The organism is Halorussus salinisoli (assembly GCA_005239435.1).
Taxonomy (GTDB): domain Archaea; phylum Halobacteriota; class Halobacteria; order Halobacteriales; family Haladaptataceae; genus Halorussus; species Halorussus salinisoli.
This window is the reverse complement of the sequence record SZNP01000001.1, coordinates 114,946-137,885: the sequence shown is the minus strand read 5'-3', so window position 1 is coordinate 137,885 and position 22,940 is coordinate 114,946. Positions and strand designations below refer to the sequence as shown.

Here is a 22,940-nt window from a genome sequence, read left to right as displayed (position 1 = left end):
GGCGTGCGCGATACAAGAGCGTGACGGTCGTAGGTGGCGATACCGGCGCGAGTCGCGACCGTCTCGAAGGAAACTCGTCTACAGTTCACGTCTGTATGCAGCCGATTGCCTACACTTATTGGGTTCCGCGTCCCTGAAGAAAGGGAATGGAGACAGCAGGGGAAGCCGTCCGGGTACTGTACGTCGGCGACAGACGGGGAACCGGCGACTTCGCCGAGTACGTCGGCGACGAGGACGCCTTCACCGTGACGCGCGTGGACGACGCGGCGACCGCACTCGACCGTCTGGAGTCCGAGACGTTCGACTGCGTGGTCGGCGACGTGGCCGACGGATTCGGACTACTCGACGCCGTGCGAGACCGCTGGCCCGACCTGCCTTACGTGTTCGTCGCCAGCGAGGGGGACGACGTCGCCAGCGAGGCGCTGGAACGCGGTGCGACCGACTACCTCCAGCGTCGGGGCGACTGCGACCAACGCGCCCTCTTCGTCACGCGCGTCGAGAGCGCCGTCGTGCGTCGGACCGCCGACGGACTGGTCGGTACCCTCGTCACCCAAGAGAGCGCGGACGACGACTACGCGCGCATCGCGACCGAACTCCGGGAGAACGAGACCTATCTGCGGAAACTCTACCGAATCGCGTCGAACACCGAACTCTCCTACGAGCAGAAGCGGCGACGACTGCTCGAACTCGGCCGGGAGCGTCTCGACGTGGACGTGGGGTTCGTCTCGCACATCGAGGGCGACACCTTCGAGATCGTCGATGCGGTCGGGTCCCACGAACTGCTCCAACCCGACCGGACCGCACCGCTGGCCGAAACCTACTGCCGGAAGACCACCGAGGACGAGGGACTGCTGAGCGTCGAAGACGCCGAGTCCGAAGGATGGCTCGGCGACCCGGCCTACGAAACCTACGGACTGGGCTGTTACGTGGGCGCGAAGATATTCGTGAACGACGCCCTCTACGGGACGCTCTGTTTCGCCGACAGAGACCCCCGGGACCGGTCGTTCTCCGAGAACGAGAAGATATACGTCGAACTCATCTCGCAGTGGTTGCGCTACGAGTACGAGCAGATAGCCGACGAGCGCGCGCTCCGCGAGCAGAATCGCCGCCTCGAAGAGTTCGCCAGCGTGGTCAGCCACGACCTGCGCAACCCCCTGAACGTCGCCAGAATCTACCTGAGCATGGCCGAGGACTCCGGTTCCGAGGAGGACTTCGAACAGGTCCGGTGTGCCCACGACCGGATGGAGCAGTTGATACAGAACCTGCTCATGCTGGCTCGGCAGGGAGACGCACTGGCCGGCGTGACCGACCACGACCTGTCGGCAGTCGTCGCCGAGACGTGGGAGAACGTCGAAACCGACGACGCTACCTGTCAGGTGGAGGACGGCGTGACGGTCGAAGCCGACCGCGAGCGCCTCCAGCAGTTGCTCGAAAATCTCTTTCGCAACTCGATAGACCACGGCGGCGAGGCAGTGACGATTCGGGTCGGTCCGCTCGACGGCGTGGACGGGTTCTACGTCGAAGACGACGGGCCGGGCGTCCCCGAAGACCAGCGCGAATCGGTGTTCGAACACGGCTACTCGACGGTCGACGGCGGAACCGGACTGGGACTCGCAATCGTCCGGCGCATCGCCGACGCCCACGACTGGACCGTCTCGGTCGGGGAGAGCGACTCCGGCGGCGCGCGGTTCGAAGTCGAGTTCTGACCGGCATGAGTCGGCGAGTCGGCCCGCGATTACTTGTTTTCGGCGAGGATATGTTCTGGCTTTGACTGCAATCCTTGCCACCCCGAAAGAGTTTAAAACCGTCGCCGTCCAAGGAGTAGTCGATGACAGGGACTCGCGGTACGGGGTCGCTCGCCGTTTCCCCCGAGAGCCGTGAGTCCGCCCTCGTTCTGGCGCGACGACGACCGGGGTCCTTTTAGACCCCATCTTATCCTCATCCCACGATTCCGCAGATTTCGCCGCTGACGACGTCACTCGTATCGTCCGCGAACTACGTTTCGAACACGACACACGACAACATTCAACATGACAGACAACAAGACCGTCGCGCTCGCCTTCTCGGGCGGACTCGACACCACAGTATGCGTCCCGCTGCTCGAAGAGGAGTACGACTACGACGAAGTAATCGGCGTCACGGTAGACGTCGGCCAACCCGCCGAGGAGTTCGACGAGGCCGAGGAGACCGCCGAGGCGCTCGACCTCGACCACTACGTGGTCGACGCCAAGGACGCCTTCGCCGAGCAGTGCCTCGACGCGGTCGGTGCAAACGCGACCTATCAGGGCTACCCGCTCGGAACCGCACTGGCACGTCCCGTAATCGCCGAAGCCATCCTCGAAGTCGCCGAGGACGAGGACTGCGCGGCCATCGCTCACGGCTGCACCGGCAAAGGCAACGACCAACTGCGCTTCGAGGCGGTCTGGCGCGACTCGGACCTCGAAGTCATCGCGCCCGTCCGCGAACTCGGCCTGACCCGCGAGTGGGAGATGGAGTACGCCGACCAGAAGGACCTCCCCGTCGAGGGCGGCAACGAGGGCGACTGGAGCATCGACACCAACCTCTGGAGTCGCTCGGTCGAGGGCGCGGACCTCGAAGACCCCGGCTACGTCCCGCCGGAGGACATCTACGAGTGGACCGACACGCCCGGACAGAAGGACGTCGAGACCATCGAAATCACCTTCGACGAAGGCTACCCGGTCGCCATCGACGGCGAGGAGATGCCCGCAGTCCAACTCATCGAGTACCTCAACGACCTCGCCGGAAGTCACGGAGTCGGCCGCACCGACATGATGGAAGACCGCATGCTCGGCCTGAAGGTACGCGAGAACTACGAGCATCCCGCCGCGACGACCCTGCTGAACGCCCACGAAGCCCTCGAAGGACTCGTTCTCACCGAGGAGGAGCGCGGCTTCAAGAAGCAGGTGGACCAGCAGTGGGCCGAGAAAGCTTACGAAGGACTCCTCTCGGCACCTCTCGTGGACGCTCTGGACGGATTCGTGGACACGACCCAAGAGAAGGTCACGGGCACCGTCACCGTCAAGTTCGAGGGCGGGCAGGCCCGTCCGGTCGGCCGCGAGAGCGACTACGCGGTCTACTCCGAGTCGGCCGCCTCCTTCAACACCGAGTCGGTGGACGGCATCGAACAGGCCGACGCGACCGGCGTGGCGAAGTACCACGGTTTCCAGTCGCGTCTCGCCAACGCGGTTGCGAAGGACGCCGAAGCGAAGAAGGCCGAACTGCTGACGGACGGTAGCGGCGAGACCGGCAGTGACGAGACCGAGGAGGACGAGTAACATGGCCGAGGAGAGCGACTCCGCGAGCGCCTCCGATGTGGTGCGCCGCGACCGCTTCAGCGGCGGCCCCGCCCGCGGATTCCTCTCCTCGATGGACGAAGACGTTCGCATCTTCGCTGCCGACCTCGCGGTGGACCGCGCTCACGTCGTGATGCTGGCCGAGCAGGGCGTCGTGAGCGACGACGAGGTGACCGCGATTCTCTCGGCGCTGGACGACGTGGAGGCCGCGGGCTTCGACGCCCTGCCCGACGGCGAGGACGTTCACGCCGCGATCGAGACCGCGGTCGTCGGCCGCGCTGGCGACGTCGGCGGGAAGATGCACACCGCCCGGTCGCGCAACGACGAGGTGGCGACCTGCATCCGATACCGTCTGCGCGAGGACGTGCTGGACGCGGCGGAGGCGACCATCGGCCTTCGGAAGTCGCTCGCCGAGGTCGCCAGCGAACACGCCGAGACTGTCATGCCAGGCTACACCCACCTCCAGCCCGCACAGCCGACCACCGTCGGCCACTATTTGCTCTCCTACGAGCAGGCCGTCGCGCGCGACACGGCCCGGTTGTTCGACGCCTACGCCCGGGTGAACCGGTCGCCGCTCGGGTCAGCGGCGTTCGCGGGCACGCCCTTCGACGTGGACCGCGAGCGCACCGCCGAGTTGCTCGGCTTCGACGGACTGGTAGCGAACTCGATGGACGCGGTTTCGACCCGCGACTTCCTCGTGGAGGTCGTCGCCGCGCTCTCGAACCTCGCCACGACCGTCTCCGGACTCGCCGAAGACCTCGTGGTGTTCTCGAACGATGGGCTGGTCGAGTTGTCGGACGACTACTCCTCGACCTCCTCCATCATGCCTCAGAAGAAGAACCCCGACACGCTCGAACTCGTGCGGGCGACTTCGGGAGACGCCGCGGCGGGGCTGAACGGCCTGCTCACGACGCTGAAGGGCCTGCCCCGCGCGTACAACCGCGACCTCCAGAACGCCACGCCGCACGCGTGGGAGACCGTCGATGCGGTCAGCGAGGCGGTCGCGGTCGCCGCTGGTGCCGCGGCGACCGCGACGTGGGACGAGGAGGCGCTGGCCGCGGCGGCCGGGGAGGGATTCTCGACGGCGACCGGGGTCGCAGACCTGCTGGCGATGGCCGGCGTCCCCTTCCGAAAGGCCCACGAGATGGTTGCCGAAAGCAGTGATAAAGTTGGGAATACAAATGAGAACGTTGCTCAGAGCAACGTGAAGGAGTCTTACCTGGACGCGCTCGACGCGGCGGCCGAGGAGATTCTCGGCGACTCGCTCGACGCGTACGTCGAGCGCGAGGCGGTCGCGGCCGCGCTGGACCCCGAAGAGAGCGTGGCGACCCGCGACTCGCCCGGCGGTCCCGCGCCCGAGTCGGTCGCCGCGGCCCTGACCGCCGCCGAGGAGACGGTCACGGCCGACGAGGCGGCGCTGGCCGACGAGCGCGAGTCGGTGGCCGCGGCCGACGAGAAACTTCGGACGGAGGTGAGTCGATATGCCTGAGCCACGACCGGTCCCGTCCGGGACCACACTTATATACTCTCGAAGTTTGGTAACGACTTCGATTTGACGCGGATTTTGCCTTTTGACGGCTTTAGAGCCGACTCTACTCAATGAAATATTATTGACACGTTCGATGGTTTTAAGTGTTATACCGGTATAGGAAGAACTGCTATGACCGAATGCGTCGAATGCGGGGCGGACGTGACCCTGCACGACAATGCCGAAGTAGGAGAGATAGTCGACTGTACGACCTGCGGCGCGGAACTGGAACTCGTCGAGCGAAACCCGCCAGTCCTCCAGCGAGCCCCGGAGCTCGAAGAGGACTGGGGGGAGTAAGTTGCAGGTTGGACTACTCTACTCCCGGATTCGGAAGGACGAGAAGCTCCTCCTGTCGGAGCTCCGCGAGCGCGGCCACGACGTGGTGAAGATCGACGTGCGCGACCTCCAGTTCGGACTGGACGAGGCCCCCGAAATCTTCGCGGACCTCGACCTCGTGGTCGACCGGTGTCTCGCCACGAGTCGGAGCCTCTACGCCACGAAGTTCTGCGAGGCCTACGGCGTCCCCGTGGTCAACTCCGCGGAGACCGCCCAGACCTGCGCCGACAAGGTGCAGAACAGCCTCGCGCTCGCGGGTGCTGGCGTCCCCACGCCCGCGACCGACGTGGCGTTCACCAAGGAAGCCGCCATGGAGAGCATCGAGACGTTCGGCTACCCCTGCGTCCTCAAACCCGTCGTCGGGTCGTGGGGCCGCCTGATGGCCAAGATCGACTCGAAGAGCGCCGCGGAGGCGATTCTCGAACACAAGGCCACGCTCGGCCACTACGAGCACAAGGTGTTCTACGTCCAGGAGTTCGTGGACAAACCCGGCCGCGACGTTCGCGTCCTCGCCACCGACGGCGAACCCGTCGCCGCGATGGTGCGCTCGTCGGACCACTGGCTCACGAACGCCGCGAAGGGCGCGGAGACCGACCAATTCGAACTCGACGCCGAGGCCGAGAAGTTGGTCCAGCAGGCCAGCGACGCGGTCGGCGGCGGCCTACTCGGCGTCGATTTGATGGAAGTCGGCGGCGAGAGCGACGCCAACTACACCGTCCACGAGGTCAACCACACGGTCGAGTTCAAGTCGCTGAACGAGGCCGTCGAGACCGACGTGCCCGCGAAGGTGGTCGATTGGCTCGAAGCCAAAGCTGGCGCGAAACAGGAGGTGGTCGCCTGATGCCCATCGCCAACGAGACGTCCACGACCGCCGACGAAGAGACTGCCGACGAAAAGATGGCCAACGAAAAGGCGTCCGACGAAAAGACGACCGACGAGGAGACCGCCGACGAAGAGACTACCGGCGAGGCTCTCACCGCCACCGTCGTCGGCGGAAGCGGGTTCGCTGGTGGAGAGCTCCTGCGTTTGCTGGCGGGCCACCCGACCTTCGACCTCGCGGGCGCGACCAGCCGCGAGTACGCCGGAAAGTCGGTCGGCTCCGTCCATCCGAACCTCCGGGGAACCGACCTCCGGTTTTCCGACCCCGCCGACCTCGACTCGGTGGACGTCCTCTTCGCCGCGACGCCGCACGGCGTCTCGATGGAGCAGATAGACGAGTTCTACGAGGCGGCCGACACCGTGGTCGATTTGAGCGCCGACTTCCGGTTGAACACCGTCGAGCAGTACGACGAGTGGTACGACGGTCACGACGCGCCCGAGTATCTGGACGAGGCGGTCTACGCCCTTCCGGAACTCCACCGCGGGGAGTTGCCCGGCGCGGACCTGATTGCGGCGGGCGGATGCAACGCAACCGCGACGATTCTCGGTCTCTACCCCCTTTTCGAGGGCGGACTCCTGTCCGGTGACGAGAGTATCGTGGCCGACGTGAAAGTCGGCTCCTCGGAGGGCGGCGCGACCGCGAGCAAGGCCGGAAGCCACGCCGAGCGCTCGGGCGTCGTCCGGCCCTACGCGCCGACCGGCCACCGCCACGAGGCCGAAATCGAGCAGGAGTTAGGTGCCTCGGTTTCGTTCACCGCGCACGCCGTGGACATGGTTCGCGGCGCGGCCGCGACCTGCCACGTCTTTCCCGACGGACCCGTCTCGAAGGGCGACCTCTGGGGAGCCTTCCGCGAGACCTACGACGACGAACCCTTCGTCCGACTCCAGTCCGGCGGGTCGGGCGTCTATCGCTACCCCGAACCCAAGGCCGTCGCGGGAACCAACTACGCCGAAGTCGGCTTCGAGTTGGACCCCGGCAACGAGCGCGTCGTGGTGTTCAGCGCCATCGACAACCTCGTCAAGGGGACGGCCGGGCAGGCGGTCCACGCCGCCAATCTCGCGCTCGGCCTCGAAGAGACCGCTGGACTCGACTTTCAGGGACTGCACCCGGTGGGAAGCCCATGACGGAGCGTTACACCAAAGACGAACTCGAAGCGGCCCACGAGCAACTCATCGACAACGACCTCGGCGACGACGGACTGCGAACTGACGGCGGACTCGCCGAGGACCGGAACCCGCCGATCGTCGTCAAGATCGGCGGCGCGCGCGCAGTCGAACCCGAGGGGGCGCTCGCGGACGTCGCACACCTCGTCGCCAACGGCGAGGACGTGGTGGTCGTCCACGGCGGTTCCACGGCAGTGGACGACACGCTCGAACGCCTCGGCGAAGACCCCGAGTACGTCGAGACGCCCGACGGGGTCGTCGGGCGCTTCACCGACGAGACGACGATGGAGGTGTTCGAGATGGTCCTGCCCGGGAAACTCAACACCGACCTCGTGGCGGGCCTCCAGAACGAGGGCGTCGACGCGGTCGGTCTCTCGGGCGCGGACGGGAAGCTCTTGACCGGCCCGCGCAAGTCGGCGGTCAGAGTCCTCGAAGACGGCCGGAAGAAGATTCGCCGCGGCGACCACTCCGGCAAAATCGAGGCCGTGAACGACGGCCTGCTGGAGACCCTCTTCGCCGGGAGCTACGTCCCGGTCGTGACGGTGCCCATGCTCGCCGAGGAGGGCGAGGGCGGCGCGAGTGCGACCGAGTACACCCCCGTCAACGCCGACGCCGACCGCGCGGCCGCCGCGATTGCGGGCGCACTCGGCGGCGAGTTGGTCGTGCTGACCGACGTGGCTGGCGTCTACGAGGACCCCGACGACCCCGACTCGCTCATCGAGTCGGTCGGGACGCCCGCGGAACTGGACGCCGCCGAGGCGGCCGCCGAGGGGTTCATGACGAAGAAGGTCATGGCGGCGGTCGAAGCTCTCGAAGGCGGTGCGGCCTCGGTGACGGTCGCGGACGCGAACAACCGCGACCCCATCACCGCGGCCCGGACCGGCCACGGAACCGAGTTCGAACCGGGGGCGGTCAGATGACGTCGAGATTCGTCTCGGAGGTGGAGAGATGACCGGCGGGTTCGTCTACTCCGAGAAGCCCATTCAGATCGAATCGGGTGAGGGACCGTATCTCTACGACGATGCGGGCAACGAGTTCCTCGACTTTGGCGCGAGCTACGGCGTCGCCGCGGTCGGCCACTGCCACCCCGAGGTCGTCTCGGCGGTCCAGTCGCAGGTCGAGAAGCTGACCTTCGTGCAGGCCAGCTACCCCAACTCGGCCCGTGACGCGCTCTACGACAAACTCGCCGCGGTCGCGCCCGGCGACGTGGAGAACGTCTGGCTCTGCAACTCCGGGACCGAGGCCAACGAGGCCGCCATCAAGTTCGCCCGGAGCGCGACCGGCAACTCGAAAGTCGTCGCGGCCCAGCGCGGCTTCCACGGTCGGACGCTGGGGTCGCTCTCCGCGACGTGGAAGCCCAAGTACAAGAAGCCCTTCGAACCCCTCGCCGGGGACTTCGAGTTCGTCCCCTACGGCGACGACGAGGCACTCGCCGAGGCGGTAGACGACGAGACCGCCGCGGTCCTGCTCGAACCGATTCAGGGCGAGGGCGGCGTGAACCCGGCCCCGGAGGGGTACCTGCAAACTGCCCGCGGGGTGACGGACGAAACCGGGTCGGCCCTGATTCTGGACGAAATCCAGACCGGTCTCGGCCGGACCGGGGCGCTCTGGGCCTGCGAGAAGCGCGGGGTCGTGCCCGACGTACTCACCTCGGCGAAGGGGTTGGGCGGCGGTCTCCCCGTGGGCGCGACCCTCTGTGCCGACTGGATAGCCGAGAGCGCGGGGTCTCACGGTTCGACGTTCTCGGGCGGGCCGGTCGTCAGCGCGGCCGCGGAAGCCACGCTCTCGGTAATCGCCGACGAGAACCTGCCGGAGAACGCCGCGGAAATCGGGAGTCATCTCCAGTCGAAACTGAGGGGTAGTGAGTTACCAATCCGCACGGTTCGCGGCGAGGGGCTGCTCCTCGGTGCGAAGGTCGAGCAGGGCGCGAACCGCCTGCTGAAGCACCTGGCGATGGACCACGGAATTCTGGCGCTTCCCGCGGGCCGGACCGTGGTGCGCCTGCTCCCGCCGCTGACCATCGACAAGACCCACGCCGACGAAGTGGTCGCGGCGCTGGAGAGCGTCCTCTCGGAGGTGTCGGCGTGAGCGCGAGTGCCAACGTTGCCGTGAGTAGCGAGGCGGCCCGCCAACTGCTCGCCGACCTCGTGACGATTCCCTCGCCCTCGGGCGACGAACGAGAGTGCGCCGAGCGCCTCGCGGCCTTCTTCGAGGAGCGGGGCCGGGAGGTCTGGCTGGACGACGTGGGTAACGTCCGCGCCCCCGCCGACGATTCGGTCCTGCTCACGTCGCACGTCGACACCGTACCGGGCGACATCCCGGTGCAGGTGGAAGAAGACGGAGAGGGGACGGCCCAACTCTGGGGTCGCGGGAGCGTGGACGCCAAAGGACCGCTCGCGGCGATGGCAGTCGCGGCGGTCGAGACCGGCGTCAGTTTCGTCGGCGTCGTCGGCGAGGAGACCGACTCCCGCGGCGCGCGCCACCTCGTGGAGGACCGCGGGGCACCCGACGCACTGGTCAACGGCGAACCCTCCGGTGCCGACGGCGTGACGCTCGGCTATCGGGGCTTTCTGGCGGGCGAGTACGCGGTCAGCACCGACTCGGCCCACACCTCCCGGCCCGACCCAAACGCGGTGCAGGAGGCGATGGCGTGGTGGCAGGCGGTCGAAGCGCAGTTCGCCGAGGACGACGCCGAAACCCCAGTCTTCGAGCAGGTGACTGCCAAGCCGGTGGCGTTCTCCGGCGGGACCGCCGCGGACGGTCTCTCGGTCGAGGCGAGCGCGGAGGTCCAGTTCCGGATTCCGCCCGGCGAGACCGCGGCGGAGATTCGGGAGACGGTCGAAGGCGAGTTGGACTCGGGCGAAATCGACTGGAAGACGCCGATTCCGCCCGTGATGGAGACGCCGCGGTCCGAGGTGGCGCGAGCGTTCCGGGCCGCGATTCGACGAGTCGGGGGCGACCCTCGACTCCTTCGCAAAACCGGAACCAGCGACATGAACCTCTACGCCGGGGTGTGGGACTGCCCGATGGCGACCTACGGTCCCGGCGACTCCGAGTTGGACCACGCGCCGAACGAACACCTCGACCTCGGAGAGTTCGACCGCGCCGTCGCGGTCCTGACCGACGTCTCCGAGACCCTCGCCGAACCATGAACGAATACGCCAGCGAAACCGCGACAGATTCGACGGACTCGACCGACCCGAACGACGAACCGCCAGCCAGCCACTTCCTCGACGTAGACAACCTCTCGGACGACGAACTCGCCGAAGTGTTCTCGACCGCAGGGGAGTTGAAGGTCGCCCATCGCGCAGGCAAGCCCCACGCGGTCCTGCCCAACCGGACGCTCGCCATGCTGTTCGAGAAGCCGAGTACCCGGACGCGGGTCTCCTTCGAGACGGGGATGACCCAGTTGGGCGGCCACGCGGTCTACCTCGGGCCGGACACGACCCACCTCGACCACGGCGAACCGGTCGCCGACACCGCCCGCGCCCTCTCGCGGTACGTAGACGCCGTGATGGCCCGGGTGTTCGACCACGACGCCCTCGAATCGATGGCGGCCCACGCCTCGGTTCCGGTGGTAAACGGTCTCTCGGACGACGCCCACCCGTGTCAGACCCTCGCGGACCTGTTCACCATCTACGAGCAGTTCGGCGGCTTCGAAGACGTGGAAGTCGCGTGGGTCGGCGACGGCAACAACGTGGCCCAATCGTTCGCCGTGGGGGCCGCGATGGCCGGACTCGACCTGACGATGGCGACGCCCGAAGGGTACGAACCCGACGACGACGTGTTGGCGCGTGCCGACGAACGAGGTTGCGCACCCGAGGTCGTCCACGACCCCGAGGCGGCAGTCGAGGGTGCGGACGTGGTGTACACCGACGTGTGGGTCAGCATGGGCGAGGAGGAAGAGCGCGAAGCGAAACTCGGCGACTTCGAGGGCTTTCAGGTGAACGACGACCTGCTCGCAGGTGCGCCGGAGGCGACCGTGATGCACTGCCTGCCCGCCCACCGCGGCGAGGAGATAACCGCCGACGTACTGGAGAGCGACCGGACAGTCGTCTGGGAGCAGGCCGAGAACCGGATGCACACCCAGAAGGCGCTGTTGGCCCATCTGCTCGGGGCGGAGTGACCGGGCGAGAGACTCGGAGCTATCGGGAACAATTCAACTAGAGCGATATTATTGTCAACAGCCAAAACAGATTACGAGGTGGCGGTGGTGAATTTCTGAGGAGAGAAACCGTGTTTTACCACGACAACGAACTTCAGTACGACGTCGAGGTCGAAGAGCCGGATCCGTACTTCGCCAAGATGTTGCAGCAGGCCATCGGCGGGGTCGAAGGTGAGATGCGGGTCGCGCTCCAGTACATGTTTCAGGCCTTCGGAGTCCCGAAGCAGAAGCAGGAGTACCGGAACCTGCTGATGGAGACCGCGGCCGAGGAGTTGGGTCACATCGAGATGCTCGCCACCGCCGTCTCGAAGAACCTGCAGGGCGCGCCCGAGGAGATGCGCGAGGAGGCCCGCGAGAACGACGCCGTCATCGACGCGATGTTGAAGGGCGGCCAACCGCGACAGGCGCTCTCTGCCGGACTTCACGCGATGCCGGTGGACGCCAACGGGAACCCCTTCAGCGGGAACTTCGTCGTCGCCAGCGGGAACCTCGCCGCGAACATGTACGCCAACATCATGGCCGAATCCACCGGCCGACTGTTGGCGACTCGCCTCTACGAGATGACCGACGACCCGGGGATGAAGGACATGCTCGCGTACCTCATCGCCCGCGACACGATGCACCAGAACCAGTGGCACGCCGCGCTGGAGGAGATGGGCGAGACCGTCCCCGTCCCCGCGAGTTTCCCGCAGGAGAAGGAGAACCAGGAGTACAACTACGAGTTCATGTCCACATTCCGCGAGGAGCGCGAGAACCCCCACGAACGCTGGACGGAAGGGGTGTCCATCGACGGGAAGGGCGAGTTCTCGTTCGGAAACCAGCCCGGTGGTGGGAATCCCCAGCTCGAGAAGGCCATAAAGGAAATGTACAACGAAGCCAGCGGAGGCCCCGAGGACTCGACCATCGAAGACGAGGAGTAGCGGAGCGACGGGAAGACGACACTGCGAGGAGTAGCGGGACGGCCGGGCGTCCGACTCACGCCCGGCGGACGACCGCAAAGACGGTACCGAGGACCACGCCGTAGAGGACGTGGCCGACGAGGCTTTCGAGGTTCGGCCCCGGAATCGGAAGTATCCAGACGGTGTTCGCCACGGCCCAGAACGCCACGATGGCGAGAGTAGCGAGGGCCCAGAGGACGACGCCGTAGCCAGCGCCCACCGCTGCCCCGGTCGCGGGGCGGTCGGCGTAGCGCGCGAGGTGCGACCAACTCACGAGTTCGGCGTAGACGACGGCGAACACGAGACTGTGGAACAGGTGGACGGCCCAATCGAACGCCAGCGACCCCACGCCGTCGGCCGTCGCCCGCGGCGGAAGGACGCCAACGACGAACTGGAGATAGAGACCGAAGACGAGTCCGCCAGCGAGTCCGGCGACCGCCGCGCCGAGCCACCGACTCTCGTCGCGCCGCTCGCGTCGAACCGTGGTTTCGGCTTCGGCCATATTCTGTACTCTGGTACCGTGGCTCAAAAACTGGCGCGTTCGTTCGCACCGTTCACGCCAGCGACGAGGAGTCACGACCGATTATCGGGCGAAATTGATACTTATCCGTCACCTTCCTGCGGCGTCGGGAGGTCGGTTCTCGACGTTCGGAAAAATCGTTCAGCGCCGCCGCGCGACTGCGAACACCGCGCCGAGCACCACGCCGTAGAGGACGTGGCCGACGAGACTGCTCGCGTCGAGGTTCGGAATCGCAGGAGCATCCATCCCGAGTGCGCCCATCCAGAGGGGCATCGCGATAGCCGCCGCGACGAACCAGAGGACGACACCGTACCCCGCTCCGAGCGCGGTAATCGGTCCGAGTTCCGCGTCCCGGTAGTCCGTGCGGACCACTGCGGCCGCGAAGACCAGCGCGAACACGACGCTGTGGAACAGGTGGGCCGTCCACCCGACGACGACGCTCTCCATGCCGTAGAGCGAGGCGATGGCGGGCATCATCCCCATCGTCTGGAGCAGGACGCCGAAGACGAGGCCGCCCGCGAGTCCGCCGAGAATCGCACTCGACCACGTTCGTTCTACCGTTCCGACTCCCTCTACAGTTTCTTCACCGACGAGACTCTCCGCTTCAGTTTGGGTATTAGAAGCCATGACCGTCTAGAGGACGGCAGAGGAGATATACTTATTCGAGGAAATACCGACAGTACAGCGCCTGAAAGCCCGATTATCTGGCCCAAACCGAAACGGGAGAGACGCGCCGTAGACGTTCGTTCGAGGAACTGCCGATCGTCCGACGGAGTGGGGTCCTCGGCCGCTACTGGCCGAGTCGTCGATACGACGCCCGGTTCGAGTCGAGCGGCCGCGCCGACCGCGTCGATTCGAGCGGTCGCCCTCGGACGACGAATCCGGACCTTCGGCAATATTCTCCAATATTTAGGAAATGAATACGGATTTTATATAAATAAGTACGATTCTTTCCGTGGTCCGACCGGGACGTCCCGCGGAGGCCGGAACCTTTTGCCGGTCGCTCTCCAAACGAAATAGGGGGGTGAAAACACGTGCCACGACTCGGCTTCACGGGCGACGTGATGCTCGGCCGGAAGGTGGACGAGCGCCAGCGTCACGAACGGCGTCCGGCGGCCGCCGTCTGGGGGAATCTCGCCGACCGCCTGCGCGCGCTCGACGGCGTGTTCGTCAACTTGGAGTGTTGCCTCTCGACGCGCGGCGAGCGGTGGACCAGAACGCGTCGACCGTTTCACTTCCGGGCCGACCCGGACTGGGCGGTGCCCGCGCTCGACGCGGCGGGCGTCGAGTGGGCGAGTCTCGCGAACAACCACCTCATGGACTACGGCGAGACCGCCCTCCTCGACACGCTCGACCACCTCGACTCGGCGGGCATCGGCCGCTCCGGTGCTGGCGAGGACCGCGAGGACGCGCGGCGTCCGGCCGCGGTCGAAATAGAGAAGTCCGACGACGAGAATCTCCGAATCGCGTTCGTCTCGGCGACAGACAACACGCCCGAGTTCGCGGCCGGTCCCGACGACCCCGGAACGGCGTATCTCGACCTCTCGAACGAGGGCGAGGCCTGCGAGACGATGGCCGAGATGCTGGCCCACGCCCGCGAAACCGACCCCGACTTGCTGGTGGCGTCGCTCCACTGGGGACCCAACATGGTCGAAGAGCCACCCGACCACTTCCGGCGGTTCGGCCGCTGGCTCGCCGAGCGCGGGGTGGACCTGATTCACGGCCACAGCGCCCACGTCTTTCAGGGCGTCGAGGTCCACAACGGGACGCCGATTCTGTACGACTGCGGCGACTTCGTGGACGACTACGCCGTGGACTCGAACCTGCGCAACGACCGGAGCTTCCTCTTCGAGGTCGCGGTCGAAGGCGGTGAAATCTCGGAACTGCGACTCGTGCCGACCGAAATCTACGACTTCGCGGTCCACGAAGCGAGTTCGGACGCGGCGGAGTGGAGCAGGTCGCGGATGCGTGAGCTATCGGCGGCGTTCGGGACTGAGTTCGAGAAAGAGGGCGAGGAACTCCTACTCGAACTCTGACTACAGGTCCCGGACGTACGGGAAGACGACGCCGAGAACGAGACCGTAGACGACGTGACCGACGAGGCTCTGGGGGTCGAAGTTCGGGAGCGGCGGGTTCGCGGGCGACCCGACCGCACCGAGCCAAATGGGCATGACGAGCGCCGCGAGGATGACCCAGAGGACGACGCCGTAACCAACGCCGAGCGCCGCGCTACGACCGGTAGACTCGCCGGAACCGACCACGCCCGCGACCACGGCGAAGGCGACGCCGAGGGCGACGGAGTGGAAGAGGTGAGCGACCCATCCGGCCGCGAGGCCCTCCAGTCCGTACATCGAGGGGATGGCGACGCGGATGACCGGTCCCATCTGTGTCGTGAGCATCGCGCCCATGACGATTCCCGCGAGGAGACCGGCGAGCGCACCGCCCTTCCACGCGAACTGTTCGGTTGGCGTCTCGACTGCCGTCGTGGTTTCGGAAGCCATGTCGTTCAGTTCGCGCATTACTTCAATACCGGTTCGGCGGGTGTGCAGGTCGCCTGCACACCCGCCCGAACACTACGACGACGGAGCAGCGTCTCACGCCCGTCGTCTGGCTTCGGTTCTGAGACGACGAACGAGACGAATAGACGGTGTCGCCCCGGTCGTGCGTTCCCTCTTCGGGCGATTCCACGCCGTCAGTATCACCGCCACCAACTGCTTTTTCCCCTTCGACTGCTTTCAAACGCGCAATGACCGACTTGGCGCTCTCCGGCACTGCCGACGAGTCCGTTCCGTCCGACGCCGACGACGGCGTCTGGCTAGCCTGCATCGACTGCGACTGGACCGGTGCTCCCTTCGAGGAGGTCCGGTATCGGTGTCCCGACTGCGAAAGTCTGTTGGAGGTCCGGTACGCCGACCATCCGACGCTCGACGACTTCACCGACTCGACGGCGCGAGGCGTCTGGCGATACTCGGCCGCCCTCCCCTTCGAGTCGGGCGTGAGCATCGAGGAAGGCGACACCCCGCTCTACTCGGTCCCGACCATCGAGGACGAGGTGGGCGTCGCGGACCTCCGGGTCAAACACGAGGGGATGAACCCGACCGGGAGTTTCAAAGACCGCGGGATGACCGTCGGCGTGCGCGTGGCCGAGGAACTGGGCGTGAATCGACTCGCGTGTGCGTCCACGGGCAACACGAGCGCCGCGCTCGCGTGCTACGGGTCGCGCGCAGGCACGGAGGTTCTGGTCCTCCTCCCCGCCGGAAAGGTCGCGGCGGGCAAGGTCGCGCAGGCCAGCCTCCACGGCGCGCGAATCCTGGAAGTGGACGGCAACTTCGACGCCTGCCTCGACGTCGTGTCGGACCTCGCCGACCGCGGGGAGGCCTACCTCCTCAACTCGCTGAACCCGTTCCGACTGGAGGGCCAGAAGACCATCGGCCTGGAGATTCTGGAACAGTTCCGCGACCAGACGGGCGACTTGCCCGACCGAATCGTCCTGCCGGTCGGCAACGCGGGCAACACCGCGGCCCTCTACAAAGCGTTCCGCGAACTCGTCGCCGCCGGGGCGCTCGACCCCGAGGAGGTTCCAGCACTGACCGGCGTACAGGCCGAGGGCGCCGCTCCGATGGTCGAAGCCATCGAAGAGGGCCGCGACGAGGTGCGCCGCTGGGAGGAAGTCGAGACCCGTGCGACCGCCATCCGAATCGGGAATCCCGTCAACGCGCCGAAGGCCCTGCCCGGCATCCGCGAGACCGGCGGCACTGCGGTCGCGGTCTCGGACGAGGAGATCACGAACGCCCAGCGCGCGCTCGCCCGCGACGGCGTGGGCGTCGAACCCGCGAGCGCGGCGTCGGTCGCCGGACTCCGGACGTTGCGCGAGTCGGGCGAAATCGCGGCCGACGAACAGGTCGTCTGTCTGACGACGGGTCACCTGCTGAAAGACCCCGACGCCGCGGCGGCCGCCGGGGCGGACCCCGAACCGGTTCCGGCCGACACCGAAGGCGTGCTCGACCACCTCTCGAAGTAGCGACGACTCGCCCGACGCCCGCGGGGAGCCGCGGCGTGTCATCTCCAGTCGAAACACCGTCGTTCGCCCGTCTGACGCGTCATCTTCCCGTCTGACGCGCCTTTTTGGACCTCGGTACCGTGTATCGTTGCGTGAGTATCGAGACCCCCGAACGCACTCACGACGGAGAGAGGCTACCCGAGGGAGGGCGAGCAGACGGGTCGGACTGGAGGCCCGACACCGACGAGGAACTGGTAGTGGTGGTCTGTCCGCAACGCATCTACGAACAGCTACGGCCGGAACTCGACGACTGGCGCGAGCGACTCTGCCGGGAGTACGAGCGCGAGTACGAGGACCTGCTGGCCGAGCGCGCGCAACTGGAGGACGAAGTGGACTGTCTCGAACGACGGTTAGCGCGCAAGGAGTCCCAACTCGACGCGGTTATCACGCGAAACGAGCAGATTCTGGAGTCTCGGACCGAATCCTACCGCGACCGAATCGACGGCAGCAGTGAAGCCGACGACGACTTCGAGTGGACCGGACGCAAACAGGAGGCCGGTCTGCTAGCGCGGGTGAAAAGCTGGTTCCGGTAACCTACTCGCTCCGGGCCAGTCCGACGACTATCGCCGCGCTCACGAGCAAACACCCCAGTAACCCCGCGAACGCCGCGGCGTAGGAGACCCGACCCGCGACGAACCCGACGTAACTCGGCCCGAGGCTTCCGAGGCCGATGTAGACGGTCCGAGTCGCGCCGAGGTCGCCGCCCATGCTTCCGTCCGGAAACGTGTCCATCAAGAGCGCCTGCATCACCGGCGGGTAAGCCATGAGTCCGGCCGCGAACGCGACGACGGCGACGCCGACCGCGAGCGTGCCGGACGCGGCCAGTAGACCGGCGAGCGCGAGCGCCGCGACGACCAGCGCCCCGGCGGCGACTCCGGCCCGAGGGAACCGGTCGCCGAGCGACCCCGCTACCGGCTTGACGGCCGCACCGACCAGAAACAGGACCGCGAACCCGCCGCTGGCGAGACCGGCCGGGAACCCCTTCGCCGCCCGGAGGAAGGTCGGCAGGAATCCGGCCGCGCTCTGCCACGTGAAGGCGTACAGCGCGTAGGCCAACAGGAGCCACCGCATCCGGGGGTTCGTCCAGAGGCGACCGGCGGTCGCTCGCGCGTCCGAGAGTCCGGCGACGAGAGCATCGCGGTCGGCCTCGGGCCGGACGTACTGCTCCCGACCCCAGACGTGGAGCGCCAGCGCCACGCCCGCGAGGACGGCGACGACGGGTGCGTAGGCCGACCGCCAACCGGCGAGCGCGAGCGCCGCGACGGCGAGTCCGGCCGCGGCCGCGCCGCCGATGTCGCCGGAAGCGGTGTGGAGTCCGAACGCCTGCCCGCGGCGCTTCACGAACAGGTCCGAGACCAGCGCCCGCGCCGGGGTCGGGTAGAGACCCGCGCCGGTACCCACGACCGCCGCGCCGAGCAGGAAGAGCGGGTAGTTCGGGGCGCTCGCGAGAGCGACGAACCCGGCGACGACGAGCGAGAGACCGGCGACCAGCAGGGTCTTGCGGGTCAGGTTGTCGGAGAGCCGACCGCTCGGATACTGGCAGAGCGCGTACAGTCCCCAGAGAATCGTGAAGGCCATCCCCGCCTGAAACTCGGTGATAGCCAGGTCGTCCATCACGGTCGGCAAGAGCGGCGAGAGGACGAGTCGGCCAGTCTGGATGGCGGCCCACCCCAGCGAGACGGCGAGCAAGAGGCGGCCGGAGTAGCCAGTCACCAGACGCTCGCTCGACTCCTCGGCGCGGCCGTGTGACACTATCGGAGCAAAGAGGTGTGGGTATTTGAGTTCGAGTTTTCCGGCAGGAGTGTGGGGAAGTCGTGACGAACTGTCGGGGGTGAGTGGCGAACACCGGCCGTCGCCGGTCGGAAGTGAGCAATGGATATACCCGTTAAAGTATTAGAGAGTTGTCCGAAGCAATCCTACAGTCGTTTGAAGCCGAACAGGAGTGACCCTATCCGAGTGCGGTCGCACCGAAGTAGAGACCGACCGCGACGAGGGCGATACCGACGGCCTGCACAAGCCGCCGCCACCGACCCGCGACCGACTCCTCGCCGTACTCGCCGCCGCGGCCGGGTGGCCTTCGACCTGCTGTGTGAATCTTCACGACCGCCTCCGGGGCCGCGACGAAGAGCAAACCGAGACCGACGCCGAGGACGGCCGCGAGGAGGGTTCGGAGGTCCATAATTGTCTCGTCCAAGCCCGTCAGTTACGTAGGCGCTCGATTCGCTTCTCGACCGGCGGGTGACTGGCGAACAGTCGCGCGAGGCCGGTCCCCTCACCGAAGATGCACAGCGCGCTCGTTTCGGAGTCGATTTTGGACTCGCGGGCGCGTTCGCTCCCGCGGCTAATCTTTTCGAGCGCGGAGGCCAGCGGTTCGCCGCTGCCGATTTCGTCTGCAGCGTCGCGGTCCGCGACGTACTCGCGGTAGCGCGAGATGGCGAAGACGAACACCATCACGAGCATCTGGGTGATCTGGCCCACGACGATGGCGAGGAAGAAGTCCGCGAGGTCGTTGTCGCCGGTCAGCAGGACCGCCCACTGGGCGACGATGGCGACGATGGAGGCCACGCCCTGCCCGAGGACCATCATCACCACGTCGCGGTTCCGGATGTGGGCGAGTTCGTGCGCGAGGACGCCCTCGACCTCGTCGGGGTCGAGCATCTGGAGGAGTTCCTCCGAGACGACGACGGTGCCCGCGCCCTTGCGCCCGACCGCGAAGGCGTTGGGTACGCCCATGCGGGCGACCATCAGTCGGGGCTTGTCGATTCCCATGTCCTTCGATAGCGACTCGACCTGTCGGTGAACGTCGGGGAAGCGGTCTTCGGGCATGTCCTCCGCGCCGACGCTCCGGAGCGCGGCCCACTTGCCGATTTTGTACTGGACGCCGACGAAGGCGACGCTCCCGAGTGCAACGAGTACTAGCGGGAAGTCGAATATTACCATCGCCGCGGCGGCGGCCACCGCGTAGAACACGAACAGCATCGACCCGACGACCGCCATTCGCGCTTTCAAGCCGAGATTTCTCATGTACGGGGCGTGGACAGCGACGCCACTAATAAACGGCGGTTGTTCGACTCTACTCGAGTTGAAGAGTGAGGGGCGAAAACGCCTACTTCGCGCCGTTCAGTTCGATGTACCGCGCTTCGATGATTCGGTCGTCGTTCTCCAGCGCCTCCTTGGCCTCGTCGGGCACCTGTGCGTCGAGCGTGTAGACGGTCAGCGCCTCGCCGCCGATGGCCTCGCGGGCGTTGAACATCCCCGCGATGTTGACCTCGTGGTCGCCGAGGACGGTTCCGATGAAGCCGATGACGCCCGGTGCGTCCTCGTTGCGGGCGACCAGCATGTGGCCGTGCGGGATGGCGTCGATTCGGTAGTCGTCCACGCGGACGATGCGGGGGTCGTCGCCCGCGAACAGGGTCCCTTCGACGCTGATGGACTCCTCGTCGCCCGAGACGGTCACGCGAACCAGACTCTGGAAGTCCTCGGTCTGGCGGGTCTTGGACTCGGTCACCTCGACGCCGCGCTCCTCGGCGATTTGTGGCGCGTTGACCGCGTTGACCTGCCATTCGAGGGGTTGGAACACGCCCTTCTGGGCGCTGGCGGTGACGAGTTCCACGTCCTCCTCGGCGATGTCGCCCTCGTAGTGGACCTCGATGGAACTGATGCGTTCGTCCAGCAGTTGGGTGGCGATCTTGCCCGCGGTCTCCGCGAGACCGATGTACGGTTCGACGCGGGGGAACGCGCTCTCGTCGATGGAGGGGGCGTTGAGCGCGTTGACGACCGGTTCTTCGGCGAACGCCGCGGCCACTTGGTCGGCCGTGCTGGTGGCGACGTTCTCCTGTGCGGCCTCGGTGCTTGCTCCGAGATGGGGAGTCACCACCACGTCCTCTACGTCGAGCAGGGGGTTGTCCGGCGAGACGGGTTCGTCGGCGAACACGTCCACCGCGGCACCCGCGAGGACGCCGTCTTCGACCGCTTCTGCGAGCGCGTCCTCGTCCACGACGCCGCCACGGGCGCAGTTGATCAGATAGCCGCCTTCGATTTGGGCGAGTTCCTCGTCGCTGATGAGACCCTCCGTCTCGGGCGTGAGCGGGGTGTGGACCGTCAGGAAGTCCGCCCGGTCGAGACACTCGTCGAGGTCGACCAGTTCGGCGCCGAGTTGCTTGGCGCGGTCCTCGCTGATGTAGGGGTCGTAGGCCACGAGGTCCATCCCGAGCGAGTCGAGTTTCCTGGCGACCTCTTGGCCGACGCGGCCGAGTCCGACGACGCCGAGGGTCTTGGCGTTGACCTCCGTGCCGAGGTAGTCGCCCTTCGCCCACTCGCCATCTTTCAGGCGGGCGTGGGCCTGCGGAATCGAACGCGCGGCGGCGAACGTCATGGCGACGGTGTGTTCGGCCGCGGCCCGGACGTTCCCCTCCGGAGCGTTGGCGACGATGACGCCGTGTTCGGTCGCCGATTCGATGTCGATGTTGTCGACGCCGATACCTGCACGGCCGACGATGACGAGGTCCGTGGCGGCCTCGAAGACCTCCTCGTTCACGTCGGTTCCCGAGCGGACGATGAGACCGTTCGCGTCCGAGACGGCCGACAGGAGCGCGTCTCCTTCGACGTCGTAGGCGGTTTCGACTTCGTGGCCCGCCTCTCTCAGTCTGTCTAAACCAGCGTCCGCAATCGGGTCCGTTACGAGGACTTTCATGCGTACGGGAAGTCGTGCCGCGGGGATAACCCTTTCTCCGCCTGTACCTTTTGCCGGGCCTTCGATTCGAAGCTCCGAAAACGCCGCCTCCGGCGGCAGCTTTCGGCATCTTTTAAATAGAATTCGTCCGAAGAGCGTGTCGTGAGTAGTGCCCTCCTCCTCGTCGGCGTCGTCGTCGCCATCTTCGTCGGGTTCAACATCGGCGGGTCGAACACGGGCGTCGCGTTCGGTCCGGCGGTCGGAAGCGGGGCCGTCTCGAAACTCGGCGCGGCCGGACTGATGACCGTCTTCTTCCTGATCGGTGGGTGGACCCTCGGTCGCCGAGTCGTCGACACCCTCGGGCAGGGACTCGTCGCGGGCGACCCGTTCACGATGGAGGTGAGCATCGCCGTCCTCCTGTTCGTCGGACTGGCGCTGTTCGCCGGAAACGTGTTCGGCGTCCCCGCCTCCACCTCGATGACCGCCGTCGGAGCCATCGTCGGATTGGGGCTGGCCATCGGTCAGTTGAAGGTCGACGCCGTCGTCGAAATCGTCGGCTGGTGGCTGGTCGCTCCGATCATCGGCTTCTGGGTCAGCGCGGTCGTCGGACGCTACTGGTACGACCGACTCGTGGACCGAATCGCCATCGACAGGAGCGACGGTCCCCTCGTAACCGTCGATAGGTCGGGCACCGTGCCCGCTTTCGAACTCGGCCCGAACACCACCCAGCGGGAGTTCGTCGGGACGCTCCTGGTCGTGGGCATCGGTTGCTACATGGCGTTCTCGGCGGGCGCGAGCAACGTGGCGAACGCCGTCGCCCCGCTCGTCGGCAACGGCGCGATTTCGATGAACGAGGGCATCCTGCTGGCGGCCGGAGCGACCGCAATCGGCGCGTTCACCATCGCGCGACGAACCCTCGACACCGTGGGCAACGACCTCACCGACCTCCCGTTGGTCGCCGCGCTCGTGGTCGCCACCGTCAGCGCGTCCATCGTCACGGTCCTGTCGGCGCTCGGCGTCCCCGCGAGTTTCGTCGTCATCGCCACGATGAGCGTGGTCGGTCTCGGCTGGGGTCGCGCCACGGTCGCCGACGCAGTTCCCGACTCGCCACAGGTTCCCGCGTCGAGCGTCGGCGTCCCGGCCGAGAGCGCCGACGCGCCCATCGTCACCGACGACTCGCCGTCCGCGGCCGAACTCTACCAGCCAGCGACCACCGCGAGGGTCGTCCTGCTTCAGAACCTCGTCCCCGCCGTGGCGACCGTCGTCGCGTACGTCGTCTTCCGGTACGTGCCGATTTGACGGACTGTCGGTGGAGCTGACGCTCAGGCTCCCGATGTCGGTGGTGTGAGCGGGGCTCCGAGTCA

Annotated in this window: 22 protein-coding genes; 15 read left to right on the top strand and 7 right to left on the bottom strand. The window is 66.8% G+C overall.

Annotation, left to right across the window (positions count from 1 at the left end):
• Positions 1-146: 146 nt before the first annotated feature.
• The 11 genes from E2484_RS05170 (at position 147) to E2484_RS05120 (ending at position 12,306) form a co-directional block, all read left to right on the top strand.
• Positions 147-1,706 (top strand): hybrid sensor histidine kinase/response regulator, encoded by a 1,560-nt coding sequence (locus E2484_RS05170; RefSeq protein ID WP_137284171.1) that lies wholly within the window; start codon positions 147-149, stop codon positions 1,704-1,706.
• A gap of 324 nt (positions 1,707-2,030) precedes the next feature.
• Positions 2,031-3,296, top strand: coding sequence for an argininosuccinate synthase (locus E2484_RS05165; RefSeq protein WP_137284170.1), 1,266 nt, complete (start codon positions 2,031-2,033; stop codon positions 3,294-3,296).
• A gap of 1 nt (position 3,297) precedes the next feature.
• Positions 3,298-4,803 (top strand): argininosuccinate lyase, encoded by a 1,506-nt coding sequence (gene argH, locus E2484_RS05160; RefSeq protein WP_137284169.1) that lies wholly within the window; start codon positions 3,298-3,300, stop codon positions 4,801-4,803.
• A gap of 171 nt (positions 4,804-4,974) precedes the next feature.
• Positions 4,975-5,139, top strand: a complete 165-nt coding sequence (lysW, locus tag E2484_RS05155) for a lysine biosynthesis protein LysW (RefSeq protein ID WP_137284168.1) — start codon at positions 4,975-4,977, stop codon at positions 5,137-5,139.
• A gap of 1 nt (position 5,140) precedes the next feature.
• Positions 5,141-6,019, top strand: a complete 879-nt coding sequence (lysX, locus tag E2484_RS05150) for a lysine biosynthesis protein LysX (protein WP_137284167.1) — start codon at positions 5,141-5,143, stop codon at positions 6,017-6,019.
• 56 nt (positions 6,020-6,075) lie between these two features.
• Positions 6,076-7,182 (top strand): N-acetyl-gamma-glutamyl-phosphate reductase, encoded by a 1,107-nt coding sequence (argC, locus tag E2484_RS05145; RefSeq protein ID WP_137285301.1) that lies wholly within the window; start codon positions 6,076-6,078, stop codon positions 7,180-7,182.
• The gene (locus tag E2484_RS05140) at positions 7,179-8,141 is read left to right on the top strand and encodes an acetylglutamate/acetylaminoadipate kinase (RefSeq protein WP_137284166.1); all 963 of its coding nucleotides are present in this window, start codon (positions 7,179-7,181) and stop codon (positions 8,139-8,141) included. The genes argC and E2484_RS05140 overlap by 4 nt, the downstream gene beginning before the upstream one ends.
• A gap of 28 nt (positions 8,142-8,169) precedes the next feature.
• Entirely contained in the window at positions 8,170-9,309 is a 1,140-nt protein-coding gene (locus E2484_RS05135; RefSeq protein ID WP_137284165.1) for an aspartate aminotransferase family protein, read from the top strand.
• Positions 9,306-10,373: a [LysW]-lysine hydrolase gene (locus E2484_RS05130; protein ID WP_137284164.1), complete on the top strand. Its 1,068-nt coding sequence runs from the start codon at positions 9,306-9,308 to the stop codon at positions 10,371-10,373. The genes E2484_RS05135 and E2484_RS05130 overlap by 4 nt, the downstream gene beginning before the upstream one ends.
• Entirely contained in the window at positions 10,370-11,347 is a 978-nt protein-coding gene (gene argF, locus E2484_RS05125; RefSeq protein WP_137284163.1) for an ornithine carbamoyltransferase, read from the top strand. Before E2484_RS05130 ends, argF begins: the two co-directional genes overlap by 4 nt.
• Before the next feature lie 110 nt (positions 11,348-11,457).
• A complete protein-coding gene (locus E2484_RS05120) occupies positions 11,458-12,306 on the top strand; it encodes a manganese catalase family protein (protein WP_137284162.1) in 849 nt (282 codons plus the stop codon).
• Between the two features lie 55 nt (positions 12,307-12,361).
• Here the strand turns inward: E2484_RS05120 and E2484_RS05115 are convergent, their stop codons facing one another.
• The gene (locus E2484_RS05115) at positions 12,362-12,826 is read right to left on the bottom strand and encodes a hypothetical protein (RefSeq protein WP_137284161.1); all 465 of its coding nucleotides are present in this window, start codon (positions 12,824-12,826) and stop codon (positions 12,362-12,364) included.
• Positions 12,827-12,985: 159 nt separating this feature from the next.
• A complete protein-coding gene (locus tag E2484_RS05110; RefSeq protein ID WP_321111871.1) occupies positions 12,986-13,471 on the bottom strand; it encodes a hypothetical protein in 486 nt (161 codons plus the stop codon).
• 407 nt (positions 13,472-13,878) lie between these two features.
• Between E2484_RS05110 and E2484_RS05105 the strand changes: the two genes are divergently transcribed.
• Positions 13,879-14,880, top strand: coding sequence for a CapA family protein (locus tag E2484_RS05105; protein ID WP_321111870.1), 1,002 nt, complete (start codon positions 13,879-13,881; stop codon positions 14,878-14,880).
• On the opposite strand, the gene E2484_RS05100 is transcribed toward E2484_RS05105, so the two are convergent.
• Entirely contained in the window at positions 14,881-15,345 is a 465-nt protein-coding gene (locus E2484_RS05100) for a DUF6789 family protein (protein ID WP_137284160.1), read from the bottom strand.
• A gap of 245 nt (positions 15,346-15,590) precedes the next feature.
• On the opposite strand from E2484_RS05100, the gene thrC reads away from it, so the two are divergent.
• Together thrC and E2484_RS05090 are read left to right on the top strand one after the other, a co-directional pair.
• Entirely contained in the window at positions 15,591-16,865 is a 1,275-nt protein-coding gene (gene thrC, locus E2484_RS05095; protein WP_137284159.1) for a threonine synthase, read from the top strand.
• 131 nt (positions 16,866-16,996) lie between these two features.
• The gene (locus E2484_RS05090) at positions 16,997-17,437 is read left to right on the top strand and encodes a hypothetical protein (RefSeq protein ID WP_137284158.1); all 441 of its coding nucleotides are present in this window, start codon (positions 16,997-16,999) and stop codon (positions 17,435-17,437) included.
• Position 17,438: 1 nt separating this feature from the next.
• On the opposite strand, the gene E2484_RS05085 is transcribed toward E2484_RS05090, so the two are convergent.
• The 4 genes from E2484_RS05085 to serA all read right to left on the bottom strand — a co-directional run bounded on the left by E2484_RS05085 (position 17,439) and on the right by serA (position 21,597).
• Positions 17,439-18,656 carry an MFS transporter gene (locus E2484_RS05085; protein ID WP_321111867.1) on the bottom strand — a complete coding sequence of 406 codons (1,218 nt, stop codon included), beginning with the start codon at positions 18,654-18,656 and terminating at the stop codon, positions 17,439-17,441.
• A gap of 196 nt (positions 18,657-18,852) precedes the next feature.
• Complete coding sequence (locus E2484_RS05080) at positions 18,853-19,083, bottom strand: hypothetical protein (protein WP_137284156.1); 231 nt, start codon at positions 19,081-19,083, stop codon at positions 18,853-18,855.
• Between the two features lie 20 nt (positions 19,084-19,103).
• Positions 19,104-19,928, bottom strand: coding sequence for a M48 family metallopeptidase (locus E2484_RS05075; protein WP_137284155.1), 825 nt, complete (start codon positions 19,926-19,928; stop codon positions 19,104-19,106).
• Positions 19,929-20,010: 82 nt separating this feature from the next.
• The gene (serA, locus tag E2484_RS05070) at positions 20,011-21,597 is read right to left on the bottom strand and encodes a phosphoglycerate dehydrogenase (protein ID WP_137284154.1); all 1,587 of its coding nucleotides are present in this window, start codon (positions 21,595-21,597) and stop codon (positions 20,011-20,013) included.
• A gap of 141 nt (positions 21,598-21,738) precedes the next feature.
• Between serA and E2484_RS05065 the strand changes: the two genes are divergently transcribed.
• Positions 21,739-22,875, top strand: coding sequence for an inorganic phosphate transporter (locus E2484_RS05065; RefSeq protein ID WP_137284153.1), 1,137 nt, complete (start codon positions 21,739-21,741; stop codon positions 22,873-22,875).
• The last annotated feature ends 65 nt before the right edge of the window (positions 22,876-22,940 follow it).